We start from the raw sequence: 25,902 nt of genomic DNA, 5'->3' as shown, positions 1-25,902 counted from the left end.
ATGTTGGCCATCGGGCCACTGGTCGCCGGGTCGCTCGTCGCCGAACCTTGTCGGCGTGAGAGTGCATTGGGCCTGGGTTGTCGCAGGCGTGTCCTTCATCGCCCTGGTGGGCGCCGCGTCGTTCCGGGCCGCGCCGGGAGCGTTGATCGAGCCGTTGCGGGCGGAGTTCGGCTGGACGACCGGCACGATCTCGCTCGCCATCTCGATCAACCTGTTGCTGTTCGGGCTGACCGCGCCGTTCGCGGCCGCGCTGATGGACAGGTTCGGCGTGCGGGTCGTGGTGACCAGCGCGTTGACGATGGTCGCGATCGGCAGCGGGCTGACGGTGTTCATGACCGCGTCCTGGCAGCTGATCATGCTCTGGGGCGTCGTGGTCGGGGTCGGCACCGGTTCGATGGCGCTGGCGTTCGTCGCGACGATCACCGGACGCTGGTTCGTGAAGCACCGCGGCCTGGTCACGGGCGTGCTGACGGCCGGTGGCGCGGCCGGCCAACTGGTGTTCCTGCCGACCGTGGCCTGGCTGTCCGAGTCCTACGGCTGGCGGTACGCCTCGCTGGTGATCTGCATCGCCGCGCTGGCCGTCGTGCCGCTGGCGGGGTTCTTCCTGCGCGAGTACCCGCGGGACGTCGGGCTGCTGCCGCTCGGCGCGACCGAGGACACTCCCCCGCCGCCGTCCGGTGGTGCGGCCAAGCGCGCTCTGGGCGCGTTGGCCACGGCGGCCAGGACGCGGCCGTTCTGGTTGCTGGCCGGGGGTTTCGCGATCTGCGGCGCGTCCACGAACGGTCTGGTGGGCACGCACTTCATCCCCGCCGCGCACGACCACGGCATGCCGACGACGACCGCCGCCGGGCTGCTGGCGCTGGTCGGTGTGTTCGACATCGTGGGCACGATCGCGTCCGGCTGGCTGACCGACCGCGTCGACTCACGGCTGCTGCTGGCGGGCTACTACGCGTTGCGCGGCCTCTCGCTGATGCTGCTGCCACAGCTGTTCGGCGAGTCGGCGCACCCGTCGATGCTGGTGTTCATCATCTTCTACGGCCTGGACTGGGTCGCGACGGTGCCGCCGACCGTGGCGTTGTGCCGTCAGTACTTCGGCATGTCCGGCCCCGTCGTGTTCGGCTGGGTGTTCGCGTCGCACCAGCTCGGCGCGGCCGTCGCGGCCTCGGCGGCCGGGCTCACCCGCGACCACCTGGGCAGCTACGACCTGGCCTGGTACGTCGCGGGCGCCCTGTGCATCGGCGCGGCCGTGCTGTCAGCGTCGCTTGCGCGAGGTCCCGAAGATGCCGCGCGTGATCTCGCGCGCCAGGGCGCTGCCCGCTGACCGCAGGAACGACTTCACGGCGCTGTTGCCCAGCACCTTCCCGACGAGCCCCGGGTCCTCCTTCTCCTGTCGCTGGACAGGGGCACCTGGGGCTCGTTCTTCTTCCTGCGGCGGCGCGACCTTCTGCATCAGCTGCTCGTAGGCCGACTCGCGGTCCACGGTCTCCGAATACTTGCCGTGCAGGTCCGACGCCTGGGACGCCTGCTTGATCGCGTCGTTGCCGATGGTGTCCATCAACGAGCGCGGCGCCCGCAGGCGGGTCCACGCGACCGGTGTCGGCGCGCCCTTCTCGCTCAGCACGGTGATGATCGCCTCGCCGATGCCGAGCGACGTGAGGGCCTTCTCCAGGTCGTAGTGCGGCGTCGTCGGATACGTCTTCACCGTGCGCGCCAACGCCTTCTGGTCGTCGGGCGTGAACGCGCGCAGTGCGTGCTGAACGCGCGCGCCGAGCTGCGACAGCACGTCGTTCGGGATGTCGGTCGGCAGCTGCGTGCAGAAGAAGACGCCGATGCCCTTGGACCGGATGAGCTTCACGGTCTGGGTGATCTGGTCGAGGAACGCCTTGGAAGCGTTGGAGAACAGCAGGTGTGCCTCGTCGAAGAAAAAGACGAGCTTGGGCTTCTCGACGTCGCCTTCCTCGGGCAGAGTCTCGAACAGCTCGGCCAGCAGCCACATCAGGAACGTGGAGAACAACGCGGGGTTGCCCTGCAGCTCGGCCAGTTCCAGCAGGCTCACGACGCCCTTGCCGTCACGCTGCCGCATCAGGTCGGCCGGGTCGAGCTCCGGTTCGCCGAAGAACCTGTCGCCGCCCTGCGCCTCCAGGTTGACCAGCGCCCGCAGGATCACACCGGCCGTGGAGCTGGAGACACCGCCGATGCCCTTCAGGTCCTCCTTGCCCTCGTCGCCGGTGAGGTGCTGGATGACGCTGCGCAGGTCCTTGGTGTCGAGCAACGGCAGGCCGCGGCTGTCGGCCCAGTGGAAGATCAGCCCGAGCGTCGACTCCTGGGTGTCGTTCAGGCCCAGCACCTTCGACAGCAGGATCGGCCCGAAGCTCGTGATCGAGGCGCGCAGGGGAACGCCGAGACCGCCCGTGCCGATCGACAGGAACTGCACGGGGTACGACGCCGGCTGCCAGTCGTCACCCGTGTCCGCGGCCCGGGTCTTGATCCTGTCGCCGTCCGCACCCTGCTGCGACAGACCGGACAGGTCGCCCTTCACGTCCGCCATCAGCACCGGCACGCCGTTGTTCGACAGCTGTTCGGCGAGCAGCTGGAGGGTCTTCGTCTTGCCGGTTCCCGTTGCGCCCGCGACAAGTCCGTGGCGGTTGACCATGGCCAGCGGGATGCGGACGTGGGCGGTCGACTCGACGCTCCCGCCGACCAGCACGGCGCCGAGTTCGATGGCCGCGCTCTCCGACGCATATCCAGCAGCGATCTCAGCTTGAGCCGTCATGCACGAGGAGCGTAACCAGGTTGCCGCACGCCGCCACTCGAAGTTGAGGCTCCGCGCAGTAATGTTCCGGTCGTGATGGATCGTCTGGTGTGGATCGACTGCGAGATGACCGGACTCGACTTGGGCAAGGACGCTCTGATCGAGATCGCGGCACTGGTCACGGACGCCGAGCTCAACGTGCTCGGCGACGGCGTGGACATTGTGATCCACGCGGATGACGACGTGCTCGCCTCGATGCCGGAGGTCGTCATGCAGATGCACGCCAAGTCGGGCCTGACCGAGGAGGTGCGCGCGTCCGCGGTCTCCCTGGAGGAAGCCGAGGCCGCCGTGCTGGCCTACATCAAGGAGTGGGTCCCGGACCCGAGGACCGCTCCCCTGGCCGGCAACTCCATCGCCACCGACCGCGGCTTCATCGCCCGCGACATGCCGGCGCTGGACGCCCACCTGCACTACCGCATGGTCGACGTGTCGTCGATCAAGGAGCTGTGCCGGCGCTGGTACCCGCGCATCTACTACGCGCAGCCCGGCAAGGGCCTCGCGCACCGGGCGCTCGCCGACATCATCGAGTCCATCCGGGAGCTCGCGTACTACCGGCGGACGGCGTTCGTGCCGCAGCCCGGTCCGTCGACCGAGCAGGCCCAGGCCGTCGCCGCTGACCTGCTCAAGAACACCGACTGACCCCCGATTTCAATATCGGTAGTCGTCGTTGCTATGCTTCCCTCGCCGGTCAACGACCAGCAATGGTGGGTGTAGCTCAGTCGGTAGAGCACTGGGTTGTGATCCCAGGTGTCGCGGGTTCAAGTCCCGTCACTCACCCTTTGTCGAAAGGCCTCCGCACCAGCGGGGGCCTTTCTTCACGTTCCGGGAGTTTTCATGACCACGCTCGTCGCCAAGGATCTCGCCGCCGGCCACGGTGACCGCGTCCTCTTCTCCGGACTCGACCTCGTGGTCGCTCCCGGCGACGTCATCGGCCTCGTCGGCGTCAACGGGGCGGGCAAGTCGACGTTGCTGAAGACGCTGGCCGGCCTCATCCCCGCCGAGTCCGGCCGCGTGACGCTGAGCCCGCCCGCGGCCAACGTCGGGCACCTGTCGCAGGAACCCGAACGCCGCGAGGGCGAGACCGTCCGCGAATTCCTGGCCCGGCGCACAGGTGTCGCGGACGCCCAGGCCGCGCTGGACGTGGCCACCGAGGCGCTGACCGCCGGCAACGACGAGGGCTACTCGGACGCGCTCGACCAGTGGCTCGCGCTGGGCGGCGCCGACCTGGAGGAACGGTCGCTCGAAGTCATCGCCGACGTGGGTCTCTCCGTCGGCCTCGACGCGCTGATGACCTCGCTGTCCGGCGGCCAGGCGGCGCGGGCGGGCATGGCGTCGTTGCTGCTCAGCCGGTACGACATCTTCCTGCTCGACGAGCCGACCAACGACCTGGACCTCGACGGCCTGGAACGGCTGGAGAAGTTCGTCACGGGCCTGCGCGCCGGCACGGTGGTGGTGTCGCACGACCGCGAGTTCCTGGCCCGCACGGTCACGCGCGTGCTGGAGCTCGACCTGCACCAGAACTCCGTGCGCCTGTACGGCGGCGGCTACGAGTCGTACCTCGAAGAGCGCGCACGGTCCCGTCAGCACGCCCGCGACGACTACGACGAGTTCGCGGACACCAAGGCCTCGCTGGAGGCCCGTGCGCGCATGCAGCGGTCGTGGATGGACAAGGGCGTGAAGAACGCCCGGCGCAAGGCGGGCGACAACGACAAGAACGCGCGCAAGTTCCGTGCCGACGCCACCGAGAAGCAGGCCTCGAAGGCCCGGCAGACCGACCGCATGATCGAACGGCTGGACGTCGTCGAGGAGCCCCGCAAGGAGTGGGAGCTGCGGATGGAGATCGCCGCGGCCCCGCGTTCCGGTGCCGTGGTGGCGTCGCTGCGGGCGGCCGTGGTCGAGCGCGGTGACTTCCGGCTGGGCCCGGTGGACCTGCAGGTCGACTGGGCGGACCGGGTCGCGATCACCGGGGCGAACGGCGCGGGCAAGTCGACGTTGCTGGCCGCGCTGCTGGGCCGTGCCGAACTGACCTCCGGCTACGCGACGCTGGGCTCCGGCGTCGTGGTCGGCGAGGTGGACCAGGCACGCGGGCTGTTCCTGGGCGATCTGCCGCTGGTCGACGCGTTCGAGGAGGCCGTGCCGGAGATGAACCCGGCCGACGTGCGGACGTTGCTGGCGAAGTTCGGCCTGAAGGCGGCGCACGTGATCCGTCCGGCGGCGTCGCTGTCACCGGGTGAACGGACGCGGGCGGCGCTGGCGTTGCTGCAGGGCCGCGGGGTGAACCTGCTGGTGCTGGACGAGCCGACGAACCACCTGGACCTGGCCGCGATCGAGCAGCTGGAGTCGGCGCTGGAGAGCTACCCCGGCACGTTGCTGCTGGTGACGCACGACCGGCGGATGCTGGAGGCGGTGCAGGTGAACCGTCACCTGACCGTGTCGGGCGGTCAGGTGACGGTCTCCTAGCGCTTTACCGGTTGCCCTGGACCCACGTGGCCCACGGGACCTGCCAGTCGCCGAAGCCGTCCCACGACTCCAGCGCCGGGCCACCGGAGTTGGTGACGATGACGACGTCGCCCTGCTTGCTGTTGTCGAACACCCACTTGGCGTTCTCCGGCGACAGGTTCAGGCAGCCGTGGCTCACGTTGCGCTTGCCCTGGTCGCCGATGGACCACGGCGCGCCGTGGAAGAAGATGCCGCTGTTGGACATGCGGTACGCCCAGTCGACCGGGGTCTTGTAGCCGCCGTTCTCCAGCGCGAGGCCGTACGTGGTCGAGTCCATGATCATGTGGCTGTGCTTCTCCATCAGCACGTACGTGCCGGTGGGGGTGGCGTCGGCCGGCTTGCCCATGGAGGTCGGCATGGTGCGGACGACCTGGCCGTTGACCTTGGTGATCACCTGGTGCGTCTGGCCGTCGGCCTCGTGGATGACCTCGTCGCCGACCGTCGTGGTGATCGTGCGGTCTTCTTGGCCGTAGATGCCGTCACCGATGTGCTTGCCGTAGACCTTGATGTTCATCGTGATCTTGGTGCCCGACTTCCAGAACTTCTCCGGACGCCAGTGCACCTCCTTCTTGTTGAACCAGTAGAAGGCGCCCTCGACCTTGGGCTCGGTGGTGATCTCGAGCATCTTCTCGGCCGCGACCTTGTCGGACACCGGCTCGTCGAAGTAGAAGGCGAGCGGCTGCCCGACGCCGATGGTCGTGCCGTCCTGCGGGTTCGTCGACACGTACGTGAGCGTGCGCGGCTTCACCGTGGTGAAGGACGACTCCTTGGTCTCCACCTTGCCGTCCTCGCCGGTGGCCGTGGCGACCAGCTTGTACGTCTTGGAATACCCGAGCGGCTCGATGTTGGTCCACTGCGTCGACTCGGCGTTCATCTTGCCCTCGACGACCTTGCCGTCGGGGTTGGTCAGCTTGACGTCGGTCAGCTTCCCGTCCGCCGCCGTCGCGATGACGGGCAGACCGGGCGACACCTCGGCCGCACCGTTGTTCAACGCCAGCGTCAGCGTGACGGGCTTCGGCGGAGGCGGAGGAGCGCTCGACTCCCCGCCGGCACCGGTCACCGCTTCGCCGCCGCCCCCCGAACAGCCTGCGATCAGAATCACAGCGACTCCCGCTGCGACCACCCCAAGACCGCGCCTGCTCCACATCCCCATGGACGTACTTCCGATCTGCTTGTGTCCGCTCCCGAGATCGCCTGCACGAAGGTGTTTTGGCGTCCCCCGATCAGGGGACGACAGGGGGTGGCCCGAAGTTGCGCAAGTGGCCGGATCGTTACTTGGCCGATGCACCGTCCAACCGGTGCTGACCAGCCGATTGGGAGCGCGCTGAGGCGCTGTGCTAACGTTCTTCACGTCGGAAACGAGCAAGCCTCCGGCACACAAACAAGCGCCGCTAGCTCAGTTGGTTAGAGCAGCTGACTCTTAATCAGCGGGTCCGGGGTTCGAGTCCCTGGCGGCGTACTCCAGAGAAGCAGGTCGAGATTCGTCTCGACCTGCTTTTCTGCTTTTCCGTACTCATTTCGCTGTTGTGGATCTCGCTTTGCAAGCCCGGGACGACCTTGCACGGCCACCGCGTAGTTCGGGGTGTGCGGGTCGCGCTGATCACAGCTCCGTCCACAGCGGACTCGTTCGCGGCCGGGCACACCAGGGCCACGACCCGGTTACTCGGGATGACCAGCGACGTTTCCCGCAGTGCCCATCCCCTGCTGTACCTCTTGCCCGCACCTTCGGCAAAGACCGGAGGCGCCTGTTCGGGCTGCCTTCAGGGTTGTGGTTGCCGTTGGGCCTTCCTCGGGGCGGGCTTGCCACCAACGCTGGATGGCCTGGACGAGCTCGTCGCCGATACGGTCGAGAAACTCGGCCGTATCGGCCAACCGGGTGCCGGCCGGAGTGGCGGTGCCGAGGATCGCGGCGGCACGACGGGCGCTCTCGGCCAGCGCGATGTTGCGCTGGGCGGTCGCCAGCAGCGACCGGTGCCAGAGGTCGCCACCCAGTACGTACCGCTCTCGCCGGCTCGCGGCGGCGCGCTCTCGCCGGATGATGCCCTGCGCTTCCAGGAAGGCCACGGCCTTGGAGACCGAAGCGGGGCTGACCCGCAGCCTTCGCACCAGCTCGGCGGCGGTGAGGCTGCCGGAGTCGGTGACGTACAGGCAGGCGAACACGCCGGCCGCCATCTGCGGCAGGCCGGTCCGCGCCAGCATGGAGGTGAGTTCCTCGAAGGCCTCGGCCACCGCCTCGGGTTCGCGCCGGTACGGATCCGCGATCGTCGGCGCCGGAGGCGCGGAGACGATCTTTGGCCGACGCGCCCGCCGTACGGAGGCTCGCTGTGCCTCCCCCGCCCGGTAGTCGGCAGGTCCGCCGTTGCGGGCGACCTCACGGGTGACCGTCGAGGTGGGTCGCCCCAGACCGCGGGCGATGTCGGCGTATCCGCGTCCCGCGGCCAGGCCGGCGGCGATGCGCTGCCGATCCTGCTGGCTCAGTCTGCGTTCGGGCATCGGCGTTCCGTCTCCCGCGCGTGGTGGTGTCCGGCTGCCGACAGTATTTCCGGCACCAGGGTCATCGCAACACAGGCCGCGCACTCTCGTTGCGTTCATCGGCAGCGCCAACGCAAGAATCACGTGAGACTGACCAGTTCAAACGGGCTCTATTCCTCTCCTCACTCGTTGACGGTTTGGTAAAGGCTACGTAGCTTTCGGAGATCGTAAAGATCACGCATACCTCTTCCGAACGGGACGACATGACAACCGAACGTGTCTCGACCGGCCGTTCGCTGGCTCCGGACCTCGCGCGCGGGCTGATGCTGTTGCTCATCGCACTGGCGCACGCGCCCGGGTTCCTGAGTTCCTGGCGGTCCGGGATGCCGGTGCTCGACGACATCGCGCTGTTCGTCAAGTCGCTGATCGCCGACAACCAGGCCCGCGCGATGTTCGTGTTCCTGTTCGGCTACGGCATGGGTCAGCTCGCCCACCGGCACCACGCTCGCGGCGGCGACTGGCCAGGGCTGCGCGCCCTGCTGCGACGCCGCAGCATCTGGCTCGTCCTAATAGGGTTCGCCCACACCATCCTTCTGGTACCCATCGACATCGTCGCCATCTACGGACTCGCGCTGCTGCTGTTCACCCCGCTGGTGCGCGCCACGGACAGGACACTCGGCTGGACCGCCGCCTTGACCTTGGTTCCGGCGACACTGCTGCTGGCCTGGCAAAGCGTGAACGCGCAACTCGGCATCGAGGCCGGCGCACCGGTCACCTTCGCGGCGTTCATGGAGCCTGCCTATGCCGCGCACGTGCTCGCAAACCTGACCAAGCCCGCAGAGGCGCTGCTGGGTGTCGTGATGGTGCTGCCCGGCATGCTGCTGGGTGTCTGGGCGGCACGCCGCCGGTACCTGGACCGCCCCGCCGAGCACCGCACGACGTTGCGCCGCACCACTCTCGGTCTGCTGACCCTGGCGCTGATCGGCCGGCTGCCCGCCGCCCTTCTCGCCGCCGGGGTGTGGCACACCGACACGATGAGTCTGCAGTGGATGGTCGCCGTCGCGCACGACCTGACCGGATTCGCGGGCGGGATCGGCCTGGCCGCCGCCGTCGGTCTGGCGTCAGCCAGGATCGGCGACCGGCCGGGAGGATTCACCACCGCACTGGCCGCGCTCGGTCAGCGGTCCCTGACGTTCTACCTGGTCCAGTCCGCCGTGTGGCTGGCGCTGTTCTACCCGTTCACCTTCAACCTGCGCGACGAGGTGAGCGTGGCTGGTAGCTACGGCATCGCCGCCGTCGTCTTCGTGGTCTCGGTGCTGCTCGCCGAATGGATGCGCCGCACCGGACAGCGCGGACCGATGGAGGTACTGCTGCGACGGATGTCGTACCCGCGCCCGACCGCGTCGAACGCCGCCTCTCCGTAGTCACCCGGAGAAGCAGGCCGAGACGGATCTCGGCCTGCTTCAGGGGCTTGAACCCCGGACCCGCTGTTTCGGGGTCAGCAGTTCGAAGCGACCGGTTCGTTCGAGCCGGTGTCGACGAAACCGTCGCTGATCCACTTGCCGTCTTCGAGCCGGTTCCACAGGTCGGTGCGGCCCCAGACACCGTCGACGGCCTCACCGCGGCTGGTGCACGCGATGGACACCACCGCGCCGTCCGCGACCGTGCCCACGACCGAGTAGCTCAGGCCGGGGCCGGACCGCAGGTTCACCGTGCTGTTCGGACCCGCGTCGACGGTGCCGGTGGGCAGCGTCGTGCCGCCACCGCCGTAGTTCGTGATCCGGCCGCCGACGGACACGCGCGTGCTGCCGCGTTGCGCATAGCCGCCGTACGCCTGGGAGCCTTCGTAGAACGTCCAGCCGCCGATCGTCATCCCGTTGACGCTCACGTGTGTGTTGCCGCGCAGCAACGAGAAGTGCACGTGCGCTCCACTGCTCGAACCGCCGCAAGGCAGTTCGTTGCCGATGTTGCCGAGGTACGTGCCGGTGCGCACGGCGCTGCCGTCGGCGAGCGTCGTCAGGTTGTACATGTGGTAGTAGGTGGTGCTGTAACCGTTGTCGTGCACGACTTTCACCAACGCGCTGCGGCCCACGATGCAGCTCTTGTAGACGCGGCCGGTGCCTGCGGACAGGACTCGGCCGTCGCCGCCGTTGAAGTCGATGGAACTGAACGGCCGGCTGTTGCCGCTGTTGCCGTGCGGACCGCCGCCCATCCACCAGGCCACGTTCACCGGCCACGGCAGACCGAGGCCGGTGGGTGCGAGCGCTTGTGCGCGGTTGTTCTGGTTGGCCGCGAACGTGCGCTTCTCGCCGTCGCTGAGCACGCCGGACGGCGCCTGGGCGGCGAGAGCGGCGAACCCGGCGGTGCCGTCGAGCTCGACGCGCCACGTGGATCGTTCCTTGCGGGCCAGGAACAACGCCATGTGCGGTGCCCCGTGCTCCTGGCCGTGGGCCATCGGGATGGTGGTGCTGCCGAACACCCACGCACCGGACTTGCGGGTCGGCTCGAACAGCGGTTCACGCAAGGTCTGCGTGTCCCACTCCCTCTTCAGCGCGTCGCCGTGCTGCTGGAGCATGGTGGCGCGGACGGTCGTGGCGAGGTCGGCCTCGGCGGCCGTCGCGGACGGCGCGGCCAGCACCGCCACACCGGTCGCGAGTGCGGAGAAAAGCGCGGCGAATCGGCGCGCGGACAACGGACGGGACATGTGCCCTCCAGGGGGAAATCGGCACAGTGCAGGGATTCGGCGGCTCTTGCAGGGGCCGCCGCGCCGATGACATACCGGTGGTCCGACGCGGTCAAGGTCGCCTCCGGCGGACGTCCACAACTGTGGAAGGCACCTTCAATACTGTGGATGGATACCCACCTTCGTCGGTCATATCGGGCGTGGGGAGCCTTCTAAACTGTTTCTTCCACAGTGGAGGGGGTGGCCGGTGGCCGTTCCGCCCGACGTCGGCCACGAGGTCGAGGTCCTGTTGCACGCCGGTCCGTTCCACGCCGCGTTGCGCGCCGCCATCGAGCGCAGCGGCCTCACGCTGGAACGCCTGCGCGACCGCCTGGATCGCCGGGGCATCCACGTCAGCCTGTCGACGCTGAGCTACTGGCGTCTGGGCCGCAGCCGTCCCGAACGCGCCGACTCGCTGCGCGCGGTCCAGGCCATCGAGACCATCCTCGGCCTGCCGCGGCACTCGCTGGAAGCCCTGCTCGGGCCGCCGCGCCCGCGTGGCAGGTGGGTGACGGAGCAGCGACAGCCCCGGCGTTATGGACGGATGCTGGAACCCGCGCAGTCGCTGGCGGAGACCGTGGAGGCGCTGGTCGGTCCGTCCGACAGCGACCTGCGCCTGTGGTCGCAGGACGACGCGGCCACAGTGGACCGGCACGGCGCGCTCCGCTCGGTCCACACCAGACAGGTGCTGCGCGCGGTCGCCGGTCACCCCGACCGCTACCTGGCCGTGTACTGCGCGGACGACGGCACGCCACCGGAGGCGCTGGGCGCGGAGGCCGTGCGCAACTGCCGGCTGGGACGCGTGCGCAGGCACCCCGGAGCTCCGGTGATCGCCGCGGAACTGCTGTTCGACCACACCCTGCGCGCGGGCCAGACCCACCTGCTGGAGTACCGCTTCACCATCGCGGAGACAGGCGCGGTGGCCAACGACTACCGGCGAGCGTTCCGCTATCCCGTGGGCGCGTACGTGATGAGCGTGCAGTTCACCGAGCCCCGCCTCCCGGTCCGTTGCTACACCCTCGCGCAGGTCGGCGTGGACGCAGCGTTGGTGCGGGGGGACGAACTCGCGCTCGCGCCGGGCCGTGTGCTGCACATGGTGGCGAAGGACGTCCAGCCTGGCGTGCTCGGCATCGGCTGGGACTGGTCCTAGGGTAAGTCCTGCCGGATCGCCTCAAGCCCGGCGAACTGCCGAAGCTCGGCCAGGACTGAGGGAGACACAGTGCCCGACCTGCACGCGCTCTACCGCGATCTGCACGAGCACCCCGAACTGTCGCTGCAGGAGTTCCGCACGGCCGGCGTGCTCGCGGACGCGTTGCGGCCGTTGGGCTACGACGTCACCACGGAGGTCGGCGGCACGGGTGTGGTGGGCGTGCTGCGCAACGGCGACGGTCCGGTCGTCATGCTGCGGGCGGATATCGACGCGTTGCCCGTGCAGGAGACGACGGGATTGCCTTACGCCTCAACGGTCCGTGCGACCAATCCGGACGGTGAGGACGTGCCGGTGGCGCATGCCTGCGGGCACGACATGCACGCCACGTGCCTGATCGGGGCGGCCGAACGCTTGTCGCAGACCCGCGAGGAGTGGTCGGGGACGCTGCTCGTGGTGTTCCAGCCGGCGGAGGAACTGGGCCGTGGCGCGCGGGACATGGTCGAGGACGGCCTGTTCGGCCGGTTCGGCAAGCCGGAGGTCGTGCTGGCGCAACACGTCAGCCCGTTGCCCGCCGGGATGATCGCGTACGGCAGCGGTCCGCTGATGGCGGCCTCCGACTCGGTCCGCGTCACGTTGTTCGGGCGCGGCGGCCACGGTTCGGCGCCGGAGACCGCGATCGATCCGGTGCTGATGGCCGCGCATACCGTCGTGCGGCTGCAGGGCATCGTCGCGCGCGAGGTCGCGCCGTCCGAACGTGCCGTCGTCACGGTCGGGCGGTTGCAGGCGGGCACCAAGGAGAACGTCATCCCGGAGACGGCCGAGATCGGCGTCAACATCCGGACGTTCAACGAGCACATCCGCGGCATCGTCCGGACGGCCGTCGAACGGATCGTGCGCGCCGAGGCCGCCGCGTCCGGGGCGCCGCGTGAACCCGAGTTCGACTGGTACGACGGCACTCCGGTGCTCGTGTCCGACCCGGACGCGACCACGAGGACGATGGCCGCGTTCGCCGAGCACTTCGGCAAGAGCAACCTGATCCCCGGCGCGGTCGTCAACGCCAGCGAGGACGTCGGCGTGTTCGGCACGGCCGCGGGTGTGCCGACCGTGTTCTGGTTCCTCGGCGGCACCGACTTCGGCACCCGCGAACCCGGTCAGGCCGTCGCGATGAACCACTCCCCCGAGTACGCGCCGGACGTCGAGCCGACGCTGACCACCGGGGTCGACGCGCTGATCGTGGCCGCGCGGACGTGGCTCGGCTAGCGTGCGGCGATTCCGTCGTACATGACGCGCCGCAGCGCTTCGCTCTGCGCGGCCTGGGCTTCCGGCGTGCGCAGTGAGGAGATCGCGGTGCCGAGGATCATGCCGTTGATGGCCCTGGCGGTGTTGCCGACGTCGAGGTCGGCGCGCAGGTAGCCGAGTTCGACGCCGTGTGAGAGGTAGGCGGACGTCAGCGCGGCGGCCAGGTCGAACAGGTCGAGGATCCGTTCGGCCATGGCCCGGTCGATGCCGGGGGCCTCGAACAGCAGCAGCCGCGGCACCCGCGGGTCCTCGCCGAAGATCCGGCCGAGCGCCTCGCCGATGCGCGCGGACTGCTCGCGGTACTCGGCGAGCGTCGACACCGCGTCCGGGGCGTTCTCCGCCGTGAGGGCACCGGTGATGCGGCCGACCAGGTCGTCGACGACGTGGTCGACGATGTCCCGCTTGTTCTGGAAGTAGCGGTAGAACGTGCCGTGCCCGATGCCGAGCCGCGTGGCCACGTCGGCGATCCCGGTGGCGTGGTAGCCGCGTTCGGCGAAGCAGTCGAAGGCCGCGTCGATGATCTCGCGGCGCAGCTCCTGCTTCTTGCGCTCCGCACGGCTGACGGGTTCGGCACTGGACGTCATGGCTCAAGTCTATGACCTGCGGAGTCTTGCGATCACCCCCAAAACTGACATACGGTTCCGAAACTGACAAGCGATTCCGCAGAGCGAAGGAGGTCGGGAATGGCCCCGCAGTACGACGCGGTCGTGGTCGGTGCCGGATTCGGCGGCATGGGCGCGGCGATCGAGCTCAAGCGGCTCGGACTGCACGACCTGCTGATCCTGGAACGGGAGGACGACCTCGGCGGCACCTGGCACGTGAACCGCTATCCGGGGCTCGCCGTCGACATCCTGTCCTCGACGTACTCGTACTCGTTCGAGCCGAATCCGCACTGGTCACGGCTGTTCGCGCCGGGTGCCGAGCTCAAGCGGTACGCCGAGCACGTGGCGGTGAAGTACGGGCTGCGGCCGTTGATGCGCTTCGGCGTGACGGTGAACGGCGCTCGCTGGCGGGACGATCACTGGGAGGTCGCCGCCGGCGAGGAGACGTTCACCGCGCGGTACCTCGTGACCGCCACCGGGTTCCTGTCGATGCCGAAGACGCCGGACATCGACGGCATCAAGTCGTTCCAGGGCGAGGTGGTCCACACCGCCGCCTGGGAGCCCTGTGACCTGGCCGGCAAGAGGGTGGCGATCATCGGCACGGGCGCCACCGCCGTGCAGCTGATTCCCGAACTGGCCCGGCAGGCCTCCGCGCTGACCGTCTACCAGCGCACGCCGATCTGGGTCAGCCCGAAGCCGGACTACCCGATTCCCCCTGCGGTCAGGACGTTGTTCGCGCGGCTGCCGTTCGCGCAGCGGGCCGTGCGGTGGCTGGGCAGCGCGGTCCTCGAACTGATGATGATCTCGGGAGTGGTGCGCTACAAGCAGTTGCGGGTGGTGAACCGGCTGGCCGAGCGGTGGTGCCGCCTGCACCTGCGCCGGCAGGTCCGCGATCCGGAACTGCGGCGCAGGCTCACGCCGGACTACTCGTTCGGCTGCAAGCGGCCCACCTTCTCCAACGACTACTTCCGCACGTTCACCCGGCCGCACGTGCGACTCGAGACGTCGGCGATCGAGCGGGTCGACGCGTCCGGGATCGTCACGGCGGAGGGCAGGGCCGAGGCCGACGTTCTCGTGCTGGCAACGGGGTTCGACCTGTGGGACACCAACTTCCCGGCGTTCGAGGTGATCGGCCGTGAGGGCAGGGACCTGGGCGCGTGGTGGCGGGAGAACCGGTTCCAGGCCTACGAGGGCGTGACGGTGCCGGGGTTCCCGAACTACCTGTCGCTCAACAGTCCGTACTCCTACAGCGGGTTGTCGTACTTCACGACGATCGAATGCCAGATGACCCACATGCGGCGGCTGTTCACGGCGATGCGCTCACGTGGTTCGTCGGTCTTCGAGGTCACACAGCGGGCCAACGACGAGTTCCTCGGCCGGATGCGCGCCAAGGTCGTGCAGAACACGGTGTTCTCGCTCGGCCAATGCGCCACCGCACGCAGCTCCTACTTCAACCAGCACGGTGAAGCCACGCTGCTGCGGCCGACCTCGACGATGAGCGCACACCGTGCCGCGAACAGCTTTCCGTTGTCGGACTACGACTTCTCGCCGATCCCCGTCACTCGGACAGGCACAGCAGGTGACCCTGCGGGTCGGCCAGGACGGTCCACTGGCCCTCGCCCGGCTGGAAATCCGGTTTCGTAGCACCGAGTTCCAGCAACTGCTTGACGGCGAGTGCGACGTCCTCGACGTGGAAGTCGAGGTGTGCCTGCTTGTCCGAACCGGGCCACGCGGGCGGCCGGTAGTCCGGCACGCGGACGAGCGCGAGCTGGACGCCGTCCTCCCCGAGGTAGGACGAATCGTCGTCGCTGGAGGTGATCTTCCACCCCGTGACCGCGCGGTAGAACTCGGCCAGCGGGCCGGGATCGGCGCAGTCGAGGACGATCGTGGTGAGCTGCGCGAGTGCGGGCATGTTCCGCTCCTTCTGGGTTGGTGCGCACCAGCCTGCGCCGCGGCCGCTCCTGGGTCTTGAACATCCTTGCGCCAAAATTGTCAGACCCCGTCTCTAACCTGAGTGAGTGCTGTCCTTCAACGCTCTCGCGGCCCGTCCGGAGTTCACCGTGTCCTCGGTGGACTGCCGCGACGACCACCGCGGCTGGTCGGCCGAGCAGCCGCGCGCGGACGTGCGGCTCGTCCTCGTGCGCGGTGGCAGGTTCCGCCGCCGCGTCCGGGGTGTGAGCACCGACTTGGACCGCACGATCGGCTATCTCGGGTTACCCGGCGAGGAAGAGCAGTTCTCCCACCCCGCCGGCGGCGACGCGTGCACGTCGATCAGCGTGCGGTCCGACCTGTGGCGGGCCTTGGCAGGCGAGGCACCGAGGTTCGCCGGGTCGTCGCTGTACGTGGACGGCCGGCTCGACCTGGCCCACCGGCGGCTTCTCGCGGCCGCGCGCGACGACGGGGCCGAGGAGCTGGTGGGCCTGGTGGCACAGGCCGTCGGGCAGGTCGTCACCACTGCGGCTCCGGACGGTGGCGGCGACGAGGCGTTGGTGGCCAAGGCTCGTGGTGTGGTCGGCGACGACCACCCGGCTGCCTCGGGACTGATCCCGCTCGCCGGCCTCCTGGGCGTCTCGCCGTACCGGTTGAGTCGTGCCTTCACCCGCACGCTGGGGGTGTCGCTCACCCGCTACCGCAACGGTGTTCGCGTCTCCCGTGCGCTGGACCGCCTGGAGGAGGGCGAACCCAGCCTCGCCGTGCTCGCCGCCGATCTCGGCTTCGCTGACCAGGCACACCTGTGCCGCACGGTGCGCGACCACCTCGGACACACACCGACCGCGTTGCGCAGGCTTCTCGGAGCAGATCGAGTCGTTCGTGATCGACGACACGGCGGTGACCTCGAGCCGAAACTCTTAGTCTGAGCGCCTCCACGGCGAGAGGTGCTCAATGAAGAAGCAGGCGTACGCGGTCGCCGCGGTCGCGGACTCGATCGCGGCGGCCGTGCGCGGCGCCAAGCCCGTGCGCCCCGTGACGAAGACCGCACTGATGCCCGCCCTGGCCGTGGCCAGCCCACCACGCGACCCCGGCATGGCGGTAGGTCTCGCCGGCTCGTGGCTCGGCGACGTGGCGCTCCTCGGCGACTCGGACCGGGCATTCCGCACGGGACTCTTCAGCTTCCTCGTCGCCCACGTCGGCTACACCGCGGCCCTGGCCCGCCGCTCCTCGCCGGGCTCCCGCAAGGCGGTCGTGCCCATCGTCGCGGCATCGGCCGCGGGAGCCGCCGTGTTCGCCCGCGCGGCAGGCCCGCAGGGCAAGCCGGTGGGCCTCTACGCCCTGACGCTCGGCACGATGGTCGCCGCCGCGTCGACGGCCCGCGGCGCCGGCGCGCGACGAGTTCTCGTTGGTGCGACCCTGTTCGCGGTGTCGGACGCACTGCTCGGAGCGAGCCGCTTCGTCCTCGGCGAACGCGCCGCGCGAGTCGCGTCGGCGGGGGTCATGCCGACCTACGCGGCGGCCCAGTGGCTCCTCCACACGGGGTTCGAGAAGGCGAACGGGTGACCCGCGTGAAAACGCGTTGGAACCCCTGTGCTAACGTTCTTGTCGTCGGAACGAGCAAGCCTCCGGCACACAAACAAGCGCCGCTAGCTCAGTTGGTTAGAGCAGCTGACTCTTAATCAGCGGGTCCGGGGTTCGAATCCCTGGCGGCGTACTTTGGAGAAGCAGGTCGAGATTCGTCTCGGCCTGCTTTTTTGTGTTTCCGTGCTCATCGTCATTCTCCGTCTCATTGCTGTGGATCATGGTTTGCGAGCCCGAGACTGGCCCGAGACGCGGATGATCTTCGTTTGCCGGACGGTCCGCAATCACCCGGTATGAGGTGACCTTGCGCGGTACCAAACGGAACGTGCACGGTACTGACGACAGGATGAAGAGCCATCAGGCAGCCTTCGGCGGGTGGTAGGTCTCCAGCGGCACGGCGGGGAGTTCGGCGAAGCCGCGCAGCTTGGTCGCGTCGAACACGCCAGCCGCGGCGGCGGACAACAGCTCCCCGCCCGGCTTGCCGGGATTGAACTTCGCGAGGGTCGACGTCACGGGGCCGCAGCGACCCGTCGGGCTGCTGGTCGTACTCGGGAGAACCCGCTTGCACGACAACGGTCAGCTGGGCCCGCAGCTCGTCGCGCACGGCCGCGCCGTAGACGTCGGTGGCGTCCATGCACGACTCACCGGTACGCGTGCCGGGTGCCGATCGCGCGCTGTCATAGGCGCTTTGCGCGTTGAGGCCGACGAGCGCGGCCTCCTGCTGCGGGTCGATTCCGGCGAGCAGCAACGACATCGGCCACTCGAAGTCGACGATCAGCCGGGGAGAGACCCGGTGCTCGCGCGTGATCCGGGTCCGCAGACCGCAACCTCCGCTGAGTGGTCCTTGCCGTCGTCGTAGCCCTTGAACCGGCCACCCGCGTCCCAGGCCGGCCATACGATCACGCGCTTGGTCACGTAGGCGAGGTGGGTGGCGTCGTCGAGCTGGGTGAGGCCGCGATCGGCGGTCCAGCGCGACGTCGACGCCGGTGATCTTCTTGATCCGCTGGTCCTGGTCGAGGCTGATCCCGCGGTAGAGACCGGAGAGGTAGTTGGGCCGCACGAGCCCGCGCCCGACCTCCAATGGCGTCCTGGATTCCTCGACGACCGTGCCGCTGCCGTCGTGCACCCTCTGCTGGATCGCGGTGTTGTAGTTGCGACCCCCGACCGTAAAGTTGTTTCAGCGCGTCGCACGCTGGTAGACCAAGGCGGCGAGACCGGCAAGCAGCCCGCCGAGGAACCAGTAAGGCTCGTAGCCGAAGTAGCTGAACTGTTCGGGCAACGACAGCGTGTGCCGAGTGCCCCGTGCCAGCACGATTCCCGCCGAGATGACGGTGGGCACCGAGTGGATCAGGCACAGCGCGGACATCGACCACGCGGCCGCGAGCAGCAGCCTGCGCGGGAAGCGGGCGCCCCACGGCCGTACGAGCGCGAGGCCGAGCAGTCCACCGCCGACACACAGCGGCACCGCGATGATGTCGATGATCAGCAGGGCGGTGTTGTCCGGCACGGAGAACCCGTCGGGCAGACCGAGCCCGCCGCCGAACGCCCAGTAGACATGGATGAGCGCGAAGGCGAAAGCCCACGCGGCCGTGGCGTAGCTGAACCAGGGGGCACCGGCCCGGATGGCTGGTTCAGCCGGACTTCCCGACATCGCGATCCTCTTTCGGTATTCGTCCCGATCGTTGTGACGAGGTCGCGGACCCGTTGCCTGACCTGGTGAAGATGACTGCTTTGCCTATCTGTCAAGGGAATGCGCGAGCGCTGCCCTCGCTCAGCAGTCCACCTCGACGGCGGCCTTGAGGTGATCGTTGCGGATACGGACAAGCCGAGGCACGTACCGGTCGAGCGCTACGCTTGAACGGGCCCTCGACCTGCTCGTCGACGAAGTGGCCAGGCGGATCATAGACGCTGATGAGGGACGTCATCCGCCAGCGAAGGCCGAAGTGTCTGGCTTGCCAGGTGACGGTGTCGCCAAGCTTCATCCGGCCAGAGCTGACCCCACCGATCACCCGTTCGCCGGAGCTTGCCATCGAGGCGGTGTGCGTCTCGATCTCCAGCGAGAGATAAAGACGCGCTGCGGTGGTGCCGCGATGGCGGTGATGATTTCAAAGCGCGTCACACTTCGACTCTACGGTCAAACAGAGTCCAGCAGCGTCGTCCATCAAGACGTTCAACGATCAGATCAGCAAGTTCGGCGCGGACAACACCTTCAAGATCGCTACGGTGGCCCGGCCGGACACCTCGGCCGCTGCCCCGGCCCGAGCGGAAACGACGGCAGCAACTTCAGCACGAAGAGCCGTGACCAGGTCTCGCGCGCGATCCATGCCGACGCCGAGTTCGGCACGAAGTGTCCGCGGAGATCGGTCGCATGTGGACAGACCAGTGCCCGGCATCCGCCTGCCGAGCACGGTAGAGATCATCCGTGGTTCACTTGTAGATCATGGCCTGCGGCCCCGAGACATCCGAGGGGACGCGGCCCTGTCACCGGCGCTGTGCGGTGCGTAGCTCGTCGGCGAACTGGGCAAGGGCATCCTCGGCCGTGGGGACGGGGCCGAACACCTGCGCCTGGCGGAGGGGGTCGGCGACGTAGCGTCCGGTCTCGAACCAGTGGAACATCGCGGCCATGTCCTTGATCAGGGGCATGAAGCGGCCGCCGACGGCTCCTGCGGCGCGGGCGACGGCGGACGGAACGGCCCACACCTTGATCTTCTTTCCGGCCCGGCCGCCCATCACGCCGGCCACCTCTCGCATGCTGACCGGACGGTCCCAGCCGATGTCGATCCGCTCGCCGGCCTCGACCTCGGCGTCGACCGCGGCTGCCAGGTACGCCGCGAGATCTGAGGTGTGGACGAAGGTCAGTGGGATGGTGGCCTTGCCGATCCACACCATGCGGCCCTTGTCGACCGGGTCACCCGCCATGCTCGCGACCTGGTCGAGGAACGCCCCTGGGCGCAGGGCGACGAACGGGACGCCGAGCTGTTCGAGCTTGTCCTCGGCGAGCTTCTTGTGCCAGAAGTGCGGGACATCGGGCGTCTGGTCGCTGGTGAGGATGCTGGTCAGGACGAACCGCCGGATGCCGGTCCGGTGGGCGGCCTCGGCGAGGTTGGCGTTGCCGATCGTGTCGATGTCGTCGGCGTCCTTGCCACCGCGGGTGTAGCCGGCGGCGGTGGTGATGACCGCGTCGGCGCCGTTCATGGCGGCCACGAGCGAGTCGACGTCGAGCATGTCGCCACGGGCGATCTCCACGCCCCGGCTTTCGAGCCGGCCGGCGTCGCTGGCCGGCCTCACCAGGGCACGGACGTTCTTGCCACGCTCCAGGAGTTCGTCGACGACCTTGCTCCCCAGGGAACCGGTCGCCCCGACGACGAGGACCGGGAGGATGGTTGAGTCGCTGGCAGGCATGGGGATCTCACTCTCGATCAGGCTGGTAGGTGGTGGCTGCGGACACACTTACTGCAGCGCGCGGCTGCTGATCGCCTCCGTGATGGCGTACGCGGTCTCGACGAAGGACTCCGTCTGCTGCTCCGACAGATTCCGGGCTGAGGTCTCCTCCAAGGCCTGCCACAGGGTCGCGATGGGCTCGCGCATCGCCCGGCCCTTGTCGGTGAGGTGGACCACCACGACGCGCCGATCATGTGCGGCAGGCTCGCGGACGACCAGGCCGGCGTCCTGCATGCGGCGTAGCGCCTTGGAGACGGTGGAGTGGTCCACGCCTAGGCATTCGAGCAGCTCGGACTGGGACTGGCCGTCCCGGTCGAAAAGGTGCATCAGCAGCAGTTCCTGTCCGGGATGCAGGTCCATGTCGCGCAGCAGGGTGGCGGCGTAGGCGCGGTGGGCGCGGGCGAGTTGGAAGATCGCGTAGCTCATCGGCCCTGCGCCGGCCGTCGTGGGGATGCGGGGTTCGGGCGTGGGCATGGTTCGGTCTCTCAGCTCGCGTGGGCGGGGTTAGTGACCACCGAAGCGTGGCTGGCCACATAACTAGCGTACACCAATCCTGTGGCTAGCCAAGTATTCACGGGACTCGCGGACACGACCTCGCCACAGCCGGTCCGGGTTTGTGGACCTGACGGCGGGGAATCCCTTCATAGGCGTGCAGGCGCGCACCGCCGTCGTGATGACCGACCGCGGGGACCCGTCTCCTACGCGTCAGCGCGGCACTGGACTGGCGCTCTCTCGTCGTGGTGGCCTCGCTCTACGTCCGGACCGGACGAACCCGGCCTGAACACCGAAGCCGACAAGCCGAGAACCGGAGCAGATATACATGACCTCGACCCAAAACGTGTCACCCACTACAGCCGAAAGTCCTCGGGGCAGCGACTTCGCCCGTCTGACCAAGGAGCTCAAGGCAGCAGGCCTGCTGGACCGCCGTCGCGGCTACTACGCGCTGCGCATGGCGATCAACGGCGTGGTGCTCGGAGCGATCGCCGTGACGTTCGTTTTGCTGGGCGACTCCTGGTGGCAGATGCTCCTCGCCGTGGCCATGGCCGTGGCGTCGACGCAGCTCGCGTTCATCGGGCACGACGCGGGACACCGGCAGATCTTCCGCAGTCGCCGCAACAACGACGTGGTCGGGCACCTGCACGGCAGCCTCACCGGCATCAGCTACCAGTGGTGGGTGGCCAAGCACAACCGTCACCATGCCAACCCCAACCACGAGGGCCAGGACCCGGACATCGAGATCCACGCCCTCGCCTTCAGCCGCGCGCAGGCACACGGCAAACGCGGCGTGTACGGCTGGATCACCAAGCACCAGGCGTTCCTCTTCTTCCCGCTGCTGCTGGCCGAGGCCGCCGTGCTGCGGCTCTCCGGCCTGGTCGCCCTGTGCCGCAAGGAGCTGCGCAACCCGTGGCGTGAGGCCGCGCTCCAGTTCGTGCCGCTGGCCGCCTATCTGGTAGCTGTGTTCCTGGTGCTCTCACCGCTGAAGGCCGTCGTGTTCATCGCCGTGCACCAGGGTCTGATGGGCGTCTACCTGGGTTGTTCGTTCGCACCGAACCACAAGGGAATGCCGATCATCGCCGAGGGACAGCGCCTCGACCACCTCCACAAGCAGGTGCTGACCTCACGCAACGTCACCGGGGGCCGCTGGGTCGACGCCCTGCTCGGCGGGTTGAACCACCAGATCGAGCACCACCTCTACCCGCACATGCCCCGCCCCAACCTGCGCCACGCACAGCCCGTCGTCGAGAACTTCTGCGCCCGGCGAGGCATCCCGTACAGCAAGACCACCATGATCCGCTCCTACGCCCAGGTGCTGCGCCACCTGCACGACGCGGGGGCACCTCTGCGCGGCACGGCGCGGTGACCCGGCTCAGCCGGCCGCCATCACCAGGGCGAGTGCCCGAACGACGAGAGTCGTCGACTCGGGGCTCTCCGGCAGCACGAAGTCGATGGCGTCGCCCGCCAGCTCGAACTCCCCCTGGGGCGGGAACGCCGCGGTGGTTACCCGCCACCGCGCGGGCGCACTGGCGTTCAGCCGGACCCGGCCGTCCGGCTGGGTGACCGTCGCCGACAGCGGCACCGTCAGGTCGTACGCCACCTGGCCACCACCCTGCGGGCGTGCGGTGACCGTGCCCGCCTGTTCCAGCACGACGGTGCCACCGTCTTCCGCCCCACCCGCGTCCGGCAGCTCGGCCTGCAGCTTCAACCCGGTCAGCCGCAACCTGCTCGGACCGCGTTCCAGGCGGCACTCCCCGCTGAAGTCCAGCACCATCGTCTTGGCGCGCAGGGTGACCTCGGTCCCCTCCGCGTGGCAGCGCAGTGCGATCTCGGCGTGCTCGGACGATCCCGGGGACGAGGATGTGGCCATACCGGTGCGATACCCGTGGCCCAGGCGGCGAAACTGGCTCGCCGCGCTGCCGGTCGCAGACAGCCGGTCGAGAGGAAGGCGCCGGGCACGGGCCTGCTGCCGGGCCCTGAGCGTCCGGCTGGAAGTTCGGGGCCTGGCGGCGATCGTCCGGTTCGCTACTTACCGAGTCGCTGTGCGAGCAGTTCCTTGCCCTGCTCGGCGCCCTTGCGGCTTTCGCCCTGCGCGCGGCGGAAGAACTCCGCCAGGTCCGAGTCGCCCGCGCTCTCCGCGTCCTGGACGTAGGTCTCCAGCCGCAGCGCGTTGCTCAGGCAGGCTTCCACGAACCAGATGATGTTGTAGTCCTTGTCCTTCGTACCCGTCACCGTCTGGGCGTCGGCGTTGATCGACACGGTTCCTCCTCGTCCGGTATCGCGTTCTCCTGTACTCGACTACCCCACCGGCCGAGGAAGACACATCGCCGGAAAGCGAAGGGCGGGACCGGCAGATGCCGGCCCCGCCCTGTGATCACCTGGTGGTCACGCCTTCACGGAGTGCTTCCCGTGGGTCCAGGACGCGGCGTCGCCGCCGTCGCCCGCGGGACCGGAGTGGCCACCGACCGTCTTGCTGTGGTTGGACGCGTCGCCGGTCGAACCAGTGGCGCCGGTGTCACCGGAGTCGCCCGAGGTGACCTCGGTCCAGGACTTGGTGCCGTGGTTCTTCCAGTCATGCTTCCAGCCGTTGTGGTGCTTCCAGCCGTGGCAGTTGTCGCCGCCGCGGTGGCCGGACCACTTCTGGTGCTTGTTCTCGGTCTTCACCACTGCCTTGTTGCCGCCGGTGTCGCCCGAGTTCCCGGAGTTGCCCGAGTTACCGGTCGTGGCTTTGTTCGAGCTGGTGGCGTCGCCGCCGTCGCCCGAGTTACCGCCGTTGCCCGCGGTGGCCTCGGTCGAACCGGACCTGCCGTGGTTGTTCCACTTGCCGTGGTGGCCCCACTTCTGGACCTTGTTCATGACCGCCGCGTCGCCGCCGTCACCGGCCGGGCCGGAGTTCCCGCCCACGGTGTTGCTGTGGTTGGAAGCATCGCCGGTCGCACCCGTGGCACCGGTGTCACCCGAGTCGCCCGAACTGACGTTCGTGTGGCACTCAGCCAGCACACAGACGCCGTAAGCGCTGTTGCCGCCGGTGTCACCCGAGTTGCCCGAGTTACCGGAGTTGCCCGACCGCGCGGTGTTCGAGCTGGTGGCGTCGCCGCCGTTGCCCGAGTTGCCACCGTTGCCCGCGGTCGCATCGGCGTTCTTCGCACGACCTGCCGCGGTGGCGTCGCCGCCGTTGCCGGCGGGACCGGAGTTCCCGCCCACGGTGTTGCTGTGGTTGGAAGCGTCGCCGGTCGCACCCGTGGCACCGGTGTCACCCGAGTCGCCCGAACTGACGTTCGTGTGGCACTCGGCCAGCACGCACACGCCGTAGGCGCTGTTGCCGCCGGTGGCGCCGGAGTTCCCGGAATTGCCCGAGTTGCCGGACGTGGCGTTGTTCGAGCTGGTGGCGTCGCCGCCATTGCCCGAATTCCCGCCGTTTCCACCGTTCACGACCGAGTTCACGACGTCACCGACGCCGCCGAGGAGACCGTTGCCTCCTGTGTCGGCGCTTGCCATCGCCGTTCCGAACAGGAGGAATCCTCCCGAGAACGCTGCGGCCAGCAGGCCGCGTCGCACAGAGTTGTGCATTGTCGAACCTTTCCTGTCAATCAAGCTTGGTGATCTGGTCGGCTTGGTTGGCAGGACTAATCAACTGGGATGATTGCGGCCGTAGTAGTAGCACCACGACCCGTGGACCTGGTGGTCCCGGCTTACGACGAGCGACTCACCGTGCGGGCGCACTCCCGGTCCAGCTGGGAGATCCGACACGGCCGGGCTCGTCGATCCGTTCGACGACGCCGATCCTGTCGTGCCGGGTAGAGCGAACGGCACGTCAGGCGACTGCCGCTCGGGCGCCTCGATGGGTGGCGCCACATCAGGTGCGTACATCTGTTGCTGCCGCGGCGTGGTGGCCGGCGCTACTCGGTCGGACAGTGCTGCAGTGTGGATCTCCGGCGCGGCGGCCGGTGCCCGCGGTACTTCCGGCACGGGCTGCGCGGCGACCGGCGGCGGAGCGTCAGCCTGATCAGATGGCTGTGCCACCAACGGTTCCACGACCCGCGGCACCACGGGCACGTCCTGCACCGTGCGCGCCACAGGAGCAAGCAGTGGCGCCGTCACGGGTTGGAGTGGCTCCAACACCGGACTCAGGGCCTGCACGGCGGTGTCCACGGTCGGCGCCAGCGGCGCCAGCACCGGTTCGGTCACGGGAGCGACGAGAGTGGTGACCCCGTCCAGCAGGCCGGGTGGGTCACCCTCGTCAGCACTCGCCACTCCGGCGGACAGGAGACCGAATCCGATCAGGAACCCGGCCACGCCGAGTGCCCGCCGCAGTGTTGTGGAGCATGTCGACTTCATGCAATCACCCCCTTTCGACGAATCAGCACCTGTACGTCCGTGTATTCGGTACCCCACGGACACTGGTTCACTCGAAAGTGGAAGAGATTTTGTTGTCGCAGCTCAAAGACACAAAATAATTCAAACATCAATTCTTGACTACTTTACGACACAAGATCGCGCACTACATGTCAACACACAGTGATCACCATTGCGGGAACGGCCACGTTTCGAATTGCATCAGACGGGGGAGCCGCGTCCCTGTGCGCCCGGATCCAATCGTGGACGCACAGGGACGTGCGTGGCGCCGTCCCGAGCCGGCTGAACCGCATCTGGCGGATCCGCGCTCTCTACATCCGCGCGACGCGGTGGTTCCGGATCGGCCGTACCGCCCGATCCACCTGATGGAGTGACTAACGACCGCGTTCAGCGGATCCACATCTGGATGAGCAGACGTGAAAACTCCGGGAACCGCACGCATAGCGCGGTTCCCGGAGTCGCGGTACTGCTGCCCTGGAGATGTCAGGCGGGCATCAGGACCGAGTCGATGAGGTACACGGTGGCGTTGGCGGTCTTCACG

General features: G+C 68.5%; 24 protein-coding genes and 3 tRNA genes. 13 read left to right on the top strand and 14 right to left on the bottom strand.

Translation table 11 applies throughout. From position 1 onward, the window contains the following. Positions 1-55: 55 nt before the first annotated feature. Positions 56-1,321, top strand: a complete 1,266-nt coding sequence (locus IG04_RS0135725) for an MFS transporter (protein ID WP_051771365.1) — start codon at positions 56-58, stop codon at positions 1,319-1,321. Here the strand turns inward: IG04_RS0135725 and IG04_RS0135720 are convergent. After that, positions 1,253-2,773, bottom strand: a complete 1,521-nt coding sequence (locus tag IG04_RS0135720) for a helicase HerA-like domain-containing protein (protein WP_030481160.1) — start codon at positions 2,771-2,773, stop codon at positions 1,253-1,255. The genes IG04_RS0135725 and IG04_RS0135720 overlap by 69 nt on opposite strands. Positions 2,774-2,845: 72 nt before the next feature. On the opposite strand from IG04_RS0135720, the gene orn reads away from it, so the two are divergent. The 3 genes from orn to IG04_RS0135705 all read left to right on the top strand — a co-directional run bounded on the left by orn (position 2,846) and on the right by IG04_RS0135705 (position 5,272). Next, positions 2,846-3,451 carry an oligoribonuclease gene (gene orn, locus IG04_RS0135715; protein WP_030481159.1) on the top strand — a complete coding sequence of 202 codons (606 nt, stop codon included), beginning with the start codon at positions 2,846-2,848 and terminating at the stop codon, positions 3,449-3,451. A 65-nt stretch (positions 3,452-3,516) separates the two neighbouring features. Next, positions 3,517-3,589 (top strand) — tRNA-His (locus tag IG04_RS0135710). 57 nt (positions 3,590-3,646) lie between these two features. Continuing rightward, entirely contained in the window at positions 3,647-5,272 is a 1,626-nt protein-coding gene (locus tag IG04_RS0135705; RefSeq protein WP_030481158.1) for an ABC-F family ATP-binding cassette domain-containing protein, read from the top strand. A 4-nt stretch (positions 5,273-5,276) separates the two neighbouring features. On the opposite strand, the gene IG04_RS0135700 is transcribed toward IG04_RS0135705, so the two are convergent. Further along, entirely contained in the window at positions 5,277-6,413 is a 1,137-nt protein-coding gene (locus tag IG04_RS0135700; protein WP_338043644.1) for a L,D-transpeptidase, read from the bottom strand. A gap of 283 nt (positions 6,414-6,696) precedes the next feature. Here IG04_RS0135700 and IG04_RS0135695 point away from each other — a divergent pair. Then, positions 6,697-6,770: transfer RNA gene (locus tag IG04_RS0135695), tRNA-Lys, on the top strand. Between the two features lie 200 nt (positions 6,771-6,970). Here IG04_RS0135695 and IG04_RS0135685 read toward each other — a convergent pair. After that, complete coding sequence (locus tag IG04_RS0135685) at positions 6,971-7,804, bottom strand: GbsR/MarR family transcriptional regulator (protein ID WP_063758355.1); 834 nt, start codon at positions 7,802-7,804, stop codon at positions 6,971-6,973. Between the two features lie 242 nt (positions 7,805-8,046). On the opposite strand from IG04_RS0135685, the gene IG04_RS0135680 reads away from it, so the two are divergent. Continuing rightward, the gene (locus IG04_RS0135680; protein ID WP_030481155.1) at positions 8,047-9,207 is read left to right on the top strand and encodes a DUF418 domain-containing protein; all 1,161 of its coding nucleotides are present in this window, start codon (positions 8,047-8,049) and stop codon (positions 9,205-9,207) included. 74 nt (positions 9,208-9,281) lie between these two features. On the opposite strand, the gene IG04_RS0135675 is transcribed toward IG04_RS0135680, so the two are convergent. Then, positions 9,282-10,487 carry a M23 family metallopeptidase gene (locus IG04_RS0135675; protein WP_030481154.1) on the bottom strand — a complete coding sequence of 402 codons (1,206 nt, stop codon included), beginning with the start codon at positions 10,485-10,487 and terminating at the stop codon, positions 9,282-9,284. A 226-nt stretch (positions 10,488-10,713) separates the two neighbouring features. Between IG04_RS0135675 and IG04_RS0135670 the strand changes: the two genes are divergently transcribed. Together IG04_RS0135670 and IG04_RS0135665 are read left to right on the top strand one after the other, a co-directional pair. Beyond that, positions 10,714-11,655 (top strand): hypothetical protein, encoded by a 942-nt coding sequence (locus tag IG04_RS0135670; RefSeq protein ID WP_030481153.1) that lies wholly within the window; start codon positions 10,714-10,716, stop codon positions 11,653-11,655. Between the two features lie 69 nt (positions 11,656-11,724). Beyond that, positions 11,725-12,915, top strand: coding sequence for an amidohydrolase (locus tag IG04_RS0135665; protein ID WP_030481152.1), 1,191 nt, complete (start codon positions 11,725-11,727; stop codon positions 12,913-12,915). Here the strand turns inward: IG04_RS0135665 and IG04_RS0135660 are convergent. Beyond that, entirely contained in the window at positions 12,912-13,538 is a 627-nt protein-coding gene (locus tag IG04_RS0135660; protein WP_030481151.1) for a TetR/AcrR family transcriptional regulator, read from the bottom strand. The two genes, IG04_RS0135665 and IG04_RS0135660, sit on opposite strands and share 4 nt — an antisense overlap. Positions 13,539-13,637: 99 nt before the next feature. On the opposite strand from IG04_RS0135660, the gene IG04_RS0135655 reads away from it, so the two are divergent. After that, entirely contained in the window at positions 13,638-15,200 is a 1,563-nt protein-coding gene (locus IG04_RS0135655; RefSeq protein ID WP_084401899.1) for a flavin-containing monooxygenase, read from the top strand. Here IG04_RS0135655 and IG04_RS0135650 read toward each other — a convergent pair. Further along, positions 15,115-15,468 carry a VOC family protein gene (locus tag IG04_RS0135650; protein ID WP_030481149.1) on the bottom strand — a complete coding sequence of 118 codons (354 nt, stop codon included), beginning with the start codon at positions 15,466-15,468 and terminating at the stop codon, positions 15,115-15,117. The two genes, IG04_RS0135655 and IG04_RS0135650, sit on opposite strands and share 86 nt — an antisense overlap. 106 nt (positions 15,469-15,574) lie before the next feature. Here IG04_RS0135650 and IG04_RS0135645 point away from each other — a divergent pair, with 106 nt between their 5' ends. The 3 genes from IG04_RS0135645 (at position 15,575) to IG04_RS0135635 (ending at position 17,202) form a co-directional block, all read left to right on the top strand. After that, positions 15,575-16,414, top strand: coding sequence for a helix-turn-helix domain-containing protein (locus IG04_RS0135645; protein WP_051771363.1), 840 nt, complete (start codon positions 15,575-15,577; stop codon positions 16,412-16,414). 25 nt (positions 16,415-16,439) lie between these two features. After that, the gene (locus IG04_RS0135640) at positions 16,440-17,051 is read left to right on the top strand and encodes a lysoplasmalogenase (RefSeq protein ID WP_030481147.1); all 612 of its coding nucleotides are present in this window, start codon (positions 16,440-16,442) and stop codon (positions 17,049-17,051) included. 77 nt (positions 17,052-17,128) lie between these two features. Next, positions 17,129-17,202 (top strand) — tRNA-Lys (locus tag IG04_RS0135635). A 224-nt stretch (positions 17,203-17,426) separates the two neighbouring features. Here IG04_RS0135635 and IG04_RS46890 read toward each other — a convergent pair. The 4 genes from IG04_RS46890 to IG04_RS0135610 all read right to left on the bottom strand — a co-directional run bounded on the left by IG04_RS46890 (position 17,427) and on the right by IG04_RS0135610 (position 20,984). Beyond that, on the bottom strand, positions 17,427-17,582 hold the full coding sequence (locus IG04_RS46890) for a hypothetical protein (RefSeq protein ID WP_157513070.1): 156 nt from the start codon (positions 17,580-17,582) through the stop codon (positions 17,427-17,429). 664 nt (positions 17,583-18,246) lie between these two features. Further along, positions 18,247-18,720: a DUF3995 domain-containing protein gene (locus IG04_RS0135625; protein ID WP_051771361.1), complete on the bottom strand. Its 474-nt coding sequence runs from the start codon at positions 18,718-18,720 to the stop codon at positions 18,247-18,249. A gap of 830 nt (positions 18,721-19,550) precedes the next feature. Continuing rightward, on the bottom strand, positions 19,551-20,471 hold the full coding sequence (locus IG04_RS0135615; protein WP_030481145.1) for an SDR family oxidoreductase: 921 nt from the start codon (positions 20,469-20,471) through the stop codon (positions 19,551-19,553). A gap of 48 nt (positions 20,472-20,519) precedes the next feature. Further along, a complete protein-coding gene (locus IG04_RS0135610; protein ID WP_030481144.1) occupies positions 20,520-20,984 on the bottom strand; it encodes a MarR family winged helix-turn-helix transcriptional regulator in 465 nt (154 codons plus the stop codon). Between the two features lie 346 nt (positions 20,985-21,330). Between IG04_RS0135610 and IG04_RS0135605 the strand changes: the two genes are divergently transcribed. Then, positions 21,331-22,371, top strand: a complete 1,041-nt coding sequence (locus IG04_RS0135605) for a fatty acid desaturase family protein (RefSeq protein WP_030481143.1) — start codon at positions 21,331-21,333, stop codon at positions 22,369-22,371. A 6-nt stretch (positions 22,372-22,377) separates the two neighbouring features. Here the strand turns inward: IG04_RS0135605 and IG04_RS0135600 are convergent, their stop codons facing one another. The 4 genes from IG04_RS0135600 to IG04_RS0135585 form a co-directional block, all read right to left on the bottom strand. Beyond that, positions 22,378-22,875, bottom strand: coding sequence for a hypothetical protein (locus tag IG04_RS0135600; RefSeq protein ID WP_030481142.1), 498 nt, complete (start codon positions 22,873-22,875; stop codon positions 22,378-22,380). 155 nt (positions 22,876-23,030) lie between these two features. Then, complete coding sequence (locus IG04_RS0135595) at positions 23,031-23,264, bottom strand: hypothetical protein (RefSeq protein WP_030481141.1); 234 nt, start codon at positions 23,262-23,264, stop codon at positions 23,031-23,033. Between the two features lie 126 nt (positions 23,265-23,390). Continuing rightward, positions 23,391-24,575: a hypothetical protein gene (locus tag IG04_RS0135590; RefSeq protein WP_030481140.1), complete on the bottom strand. Its 1,185-nt coding sequence runs from the start codon at positions 24,573-24,575 to the stop codon at positions 23,391-23,393. 60 nt (positions 24,576-24,635) lie between these two features. Next, entirely contained in the window at positions 24,636-25,343 is a 708-nt protein-coding gene (locus IG04_RS0135585) for a hypothetical protein (protein ID WP_144065548.1), read from the bottom strand. Positions 25,344-25,902: the final 559 nt, after the last annotated feature.

This window comes from Lentzea albidocapillata (genome assembly GCF_000719115.1).
Taxonomy (GTDB): Bacteria; Actinomycetota; Actinomycetes; order Mycobacteriales; family Pseudonocardiaceae; genus Lentzea; species Lentzea albidocapillata.
Note: the sequence above shows the minus strand (reverse complement) of the source record. Positions and strands in the feature narration are given on the sequence as shown.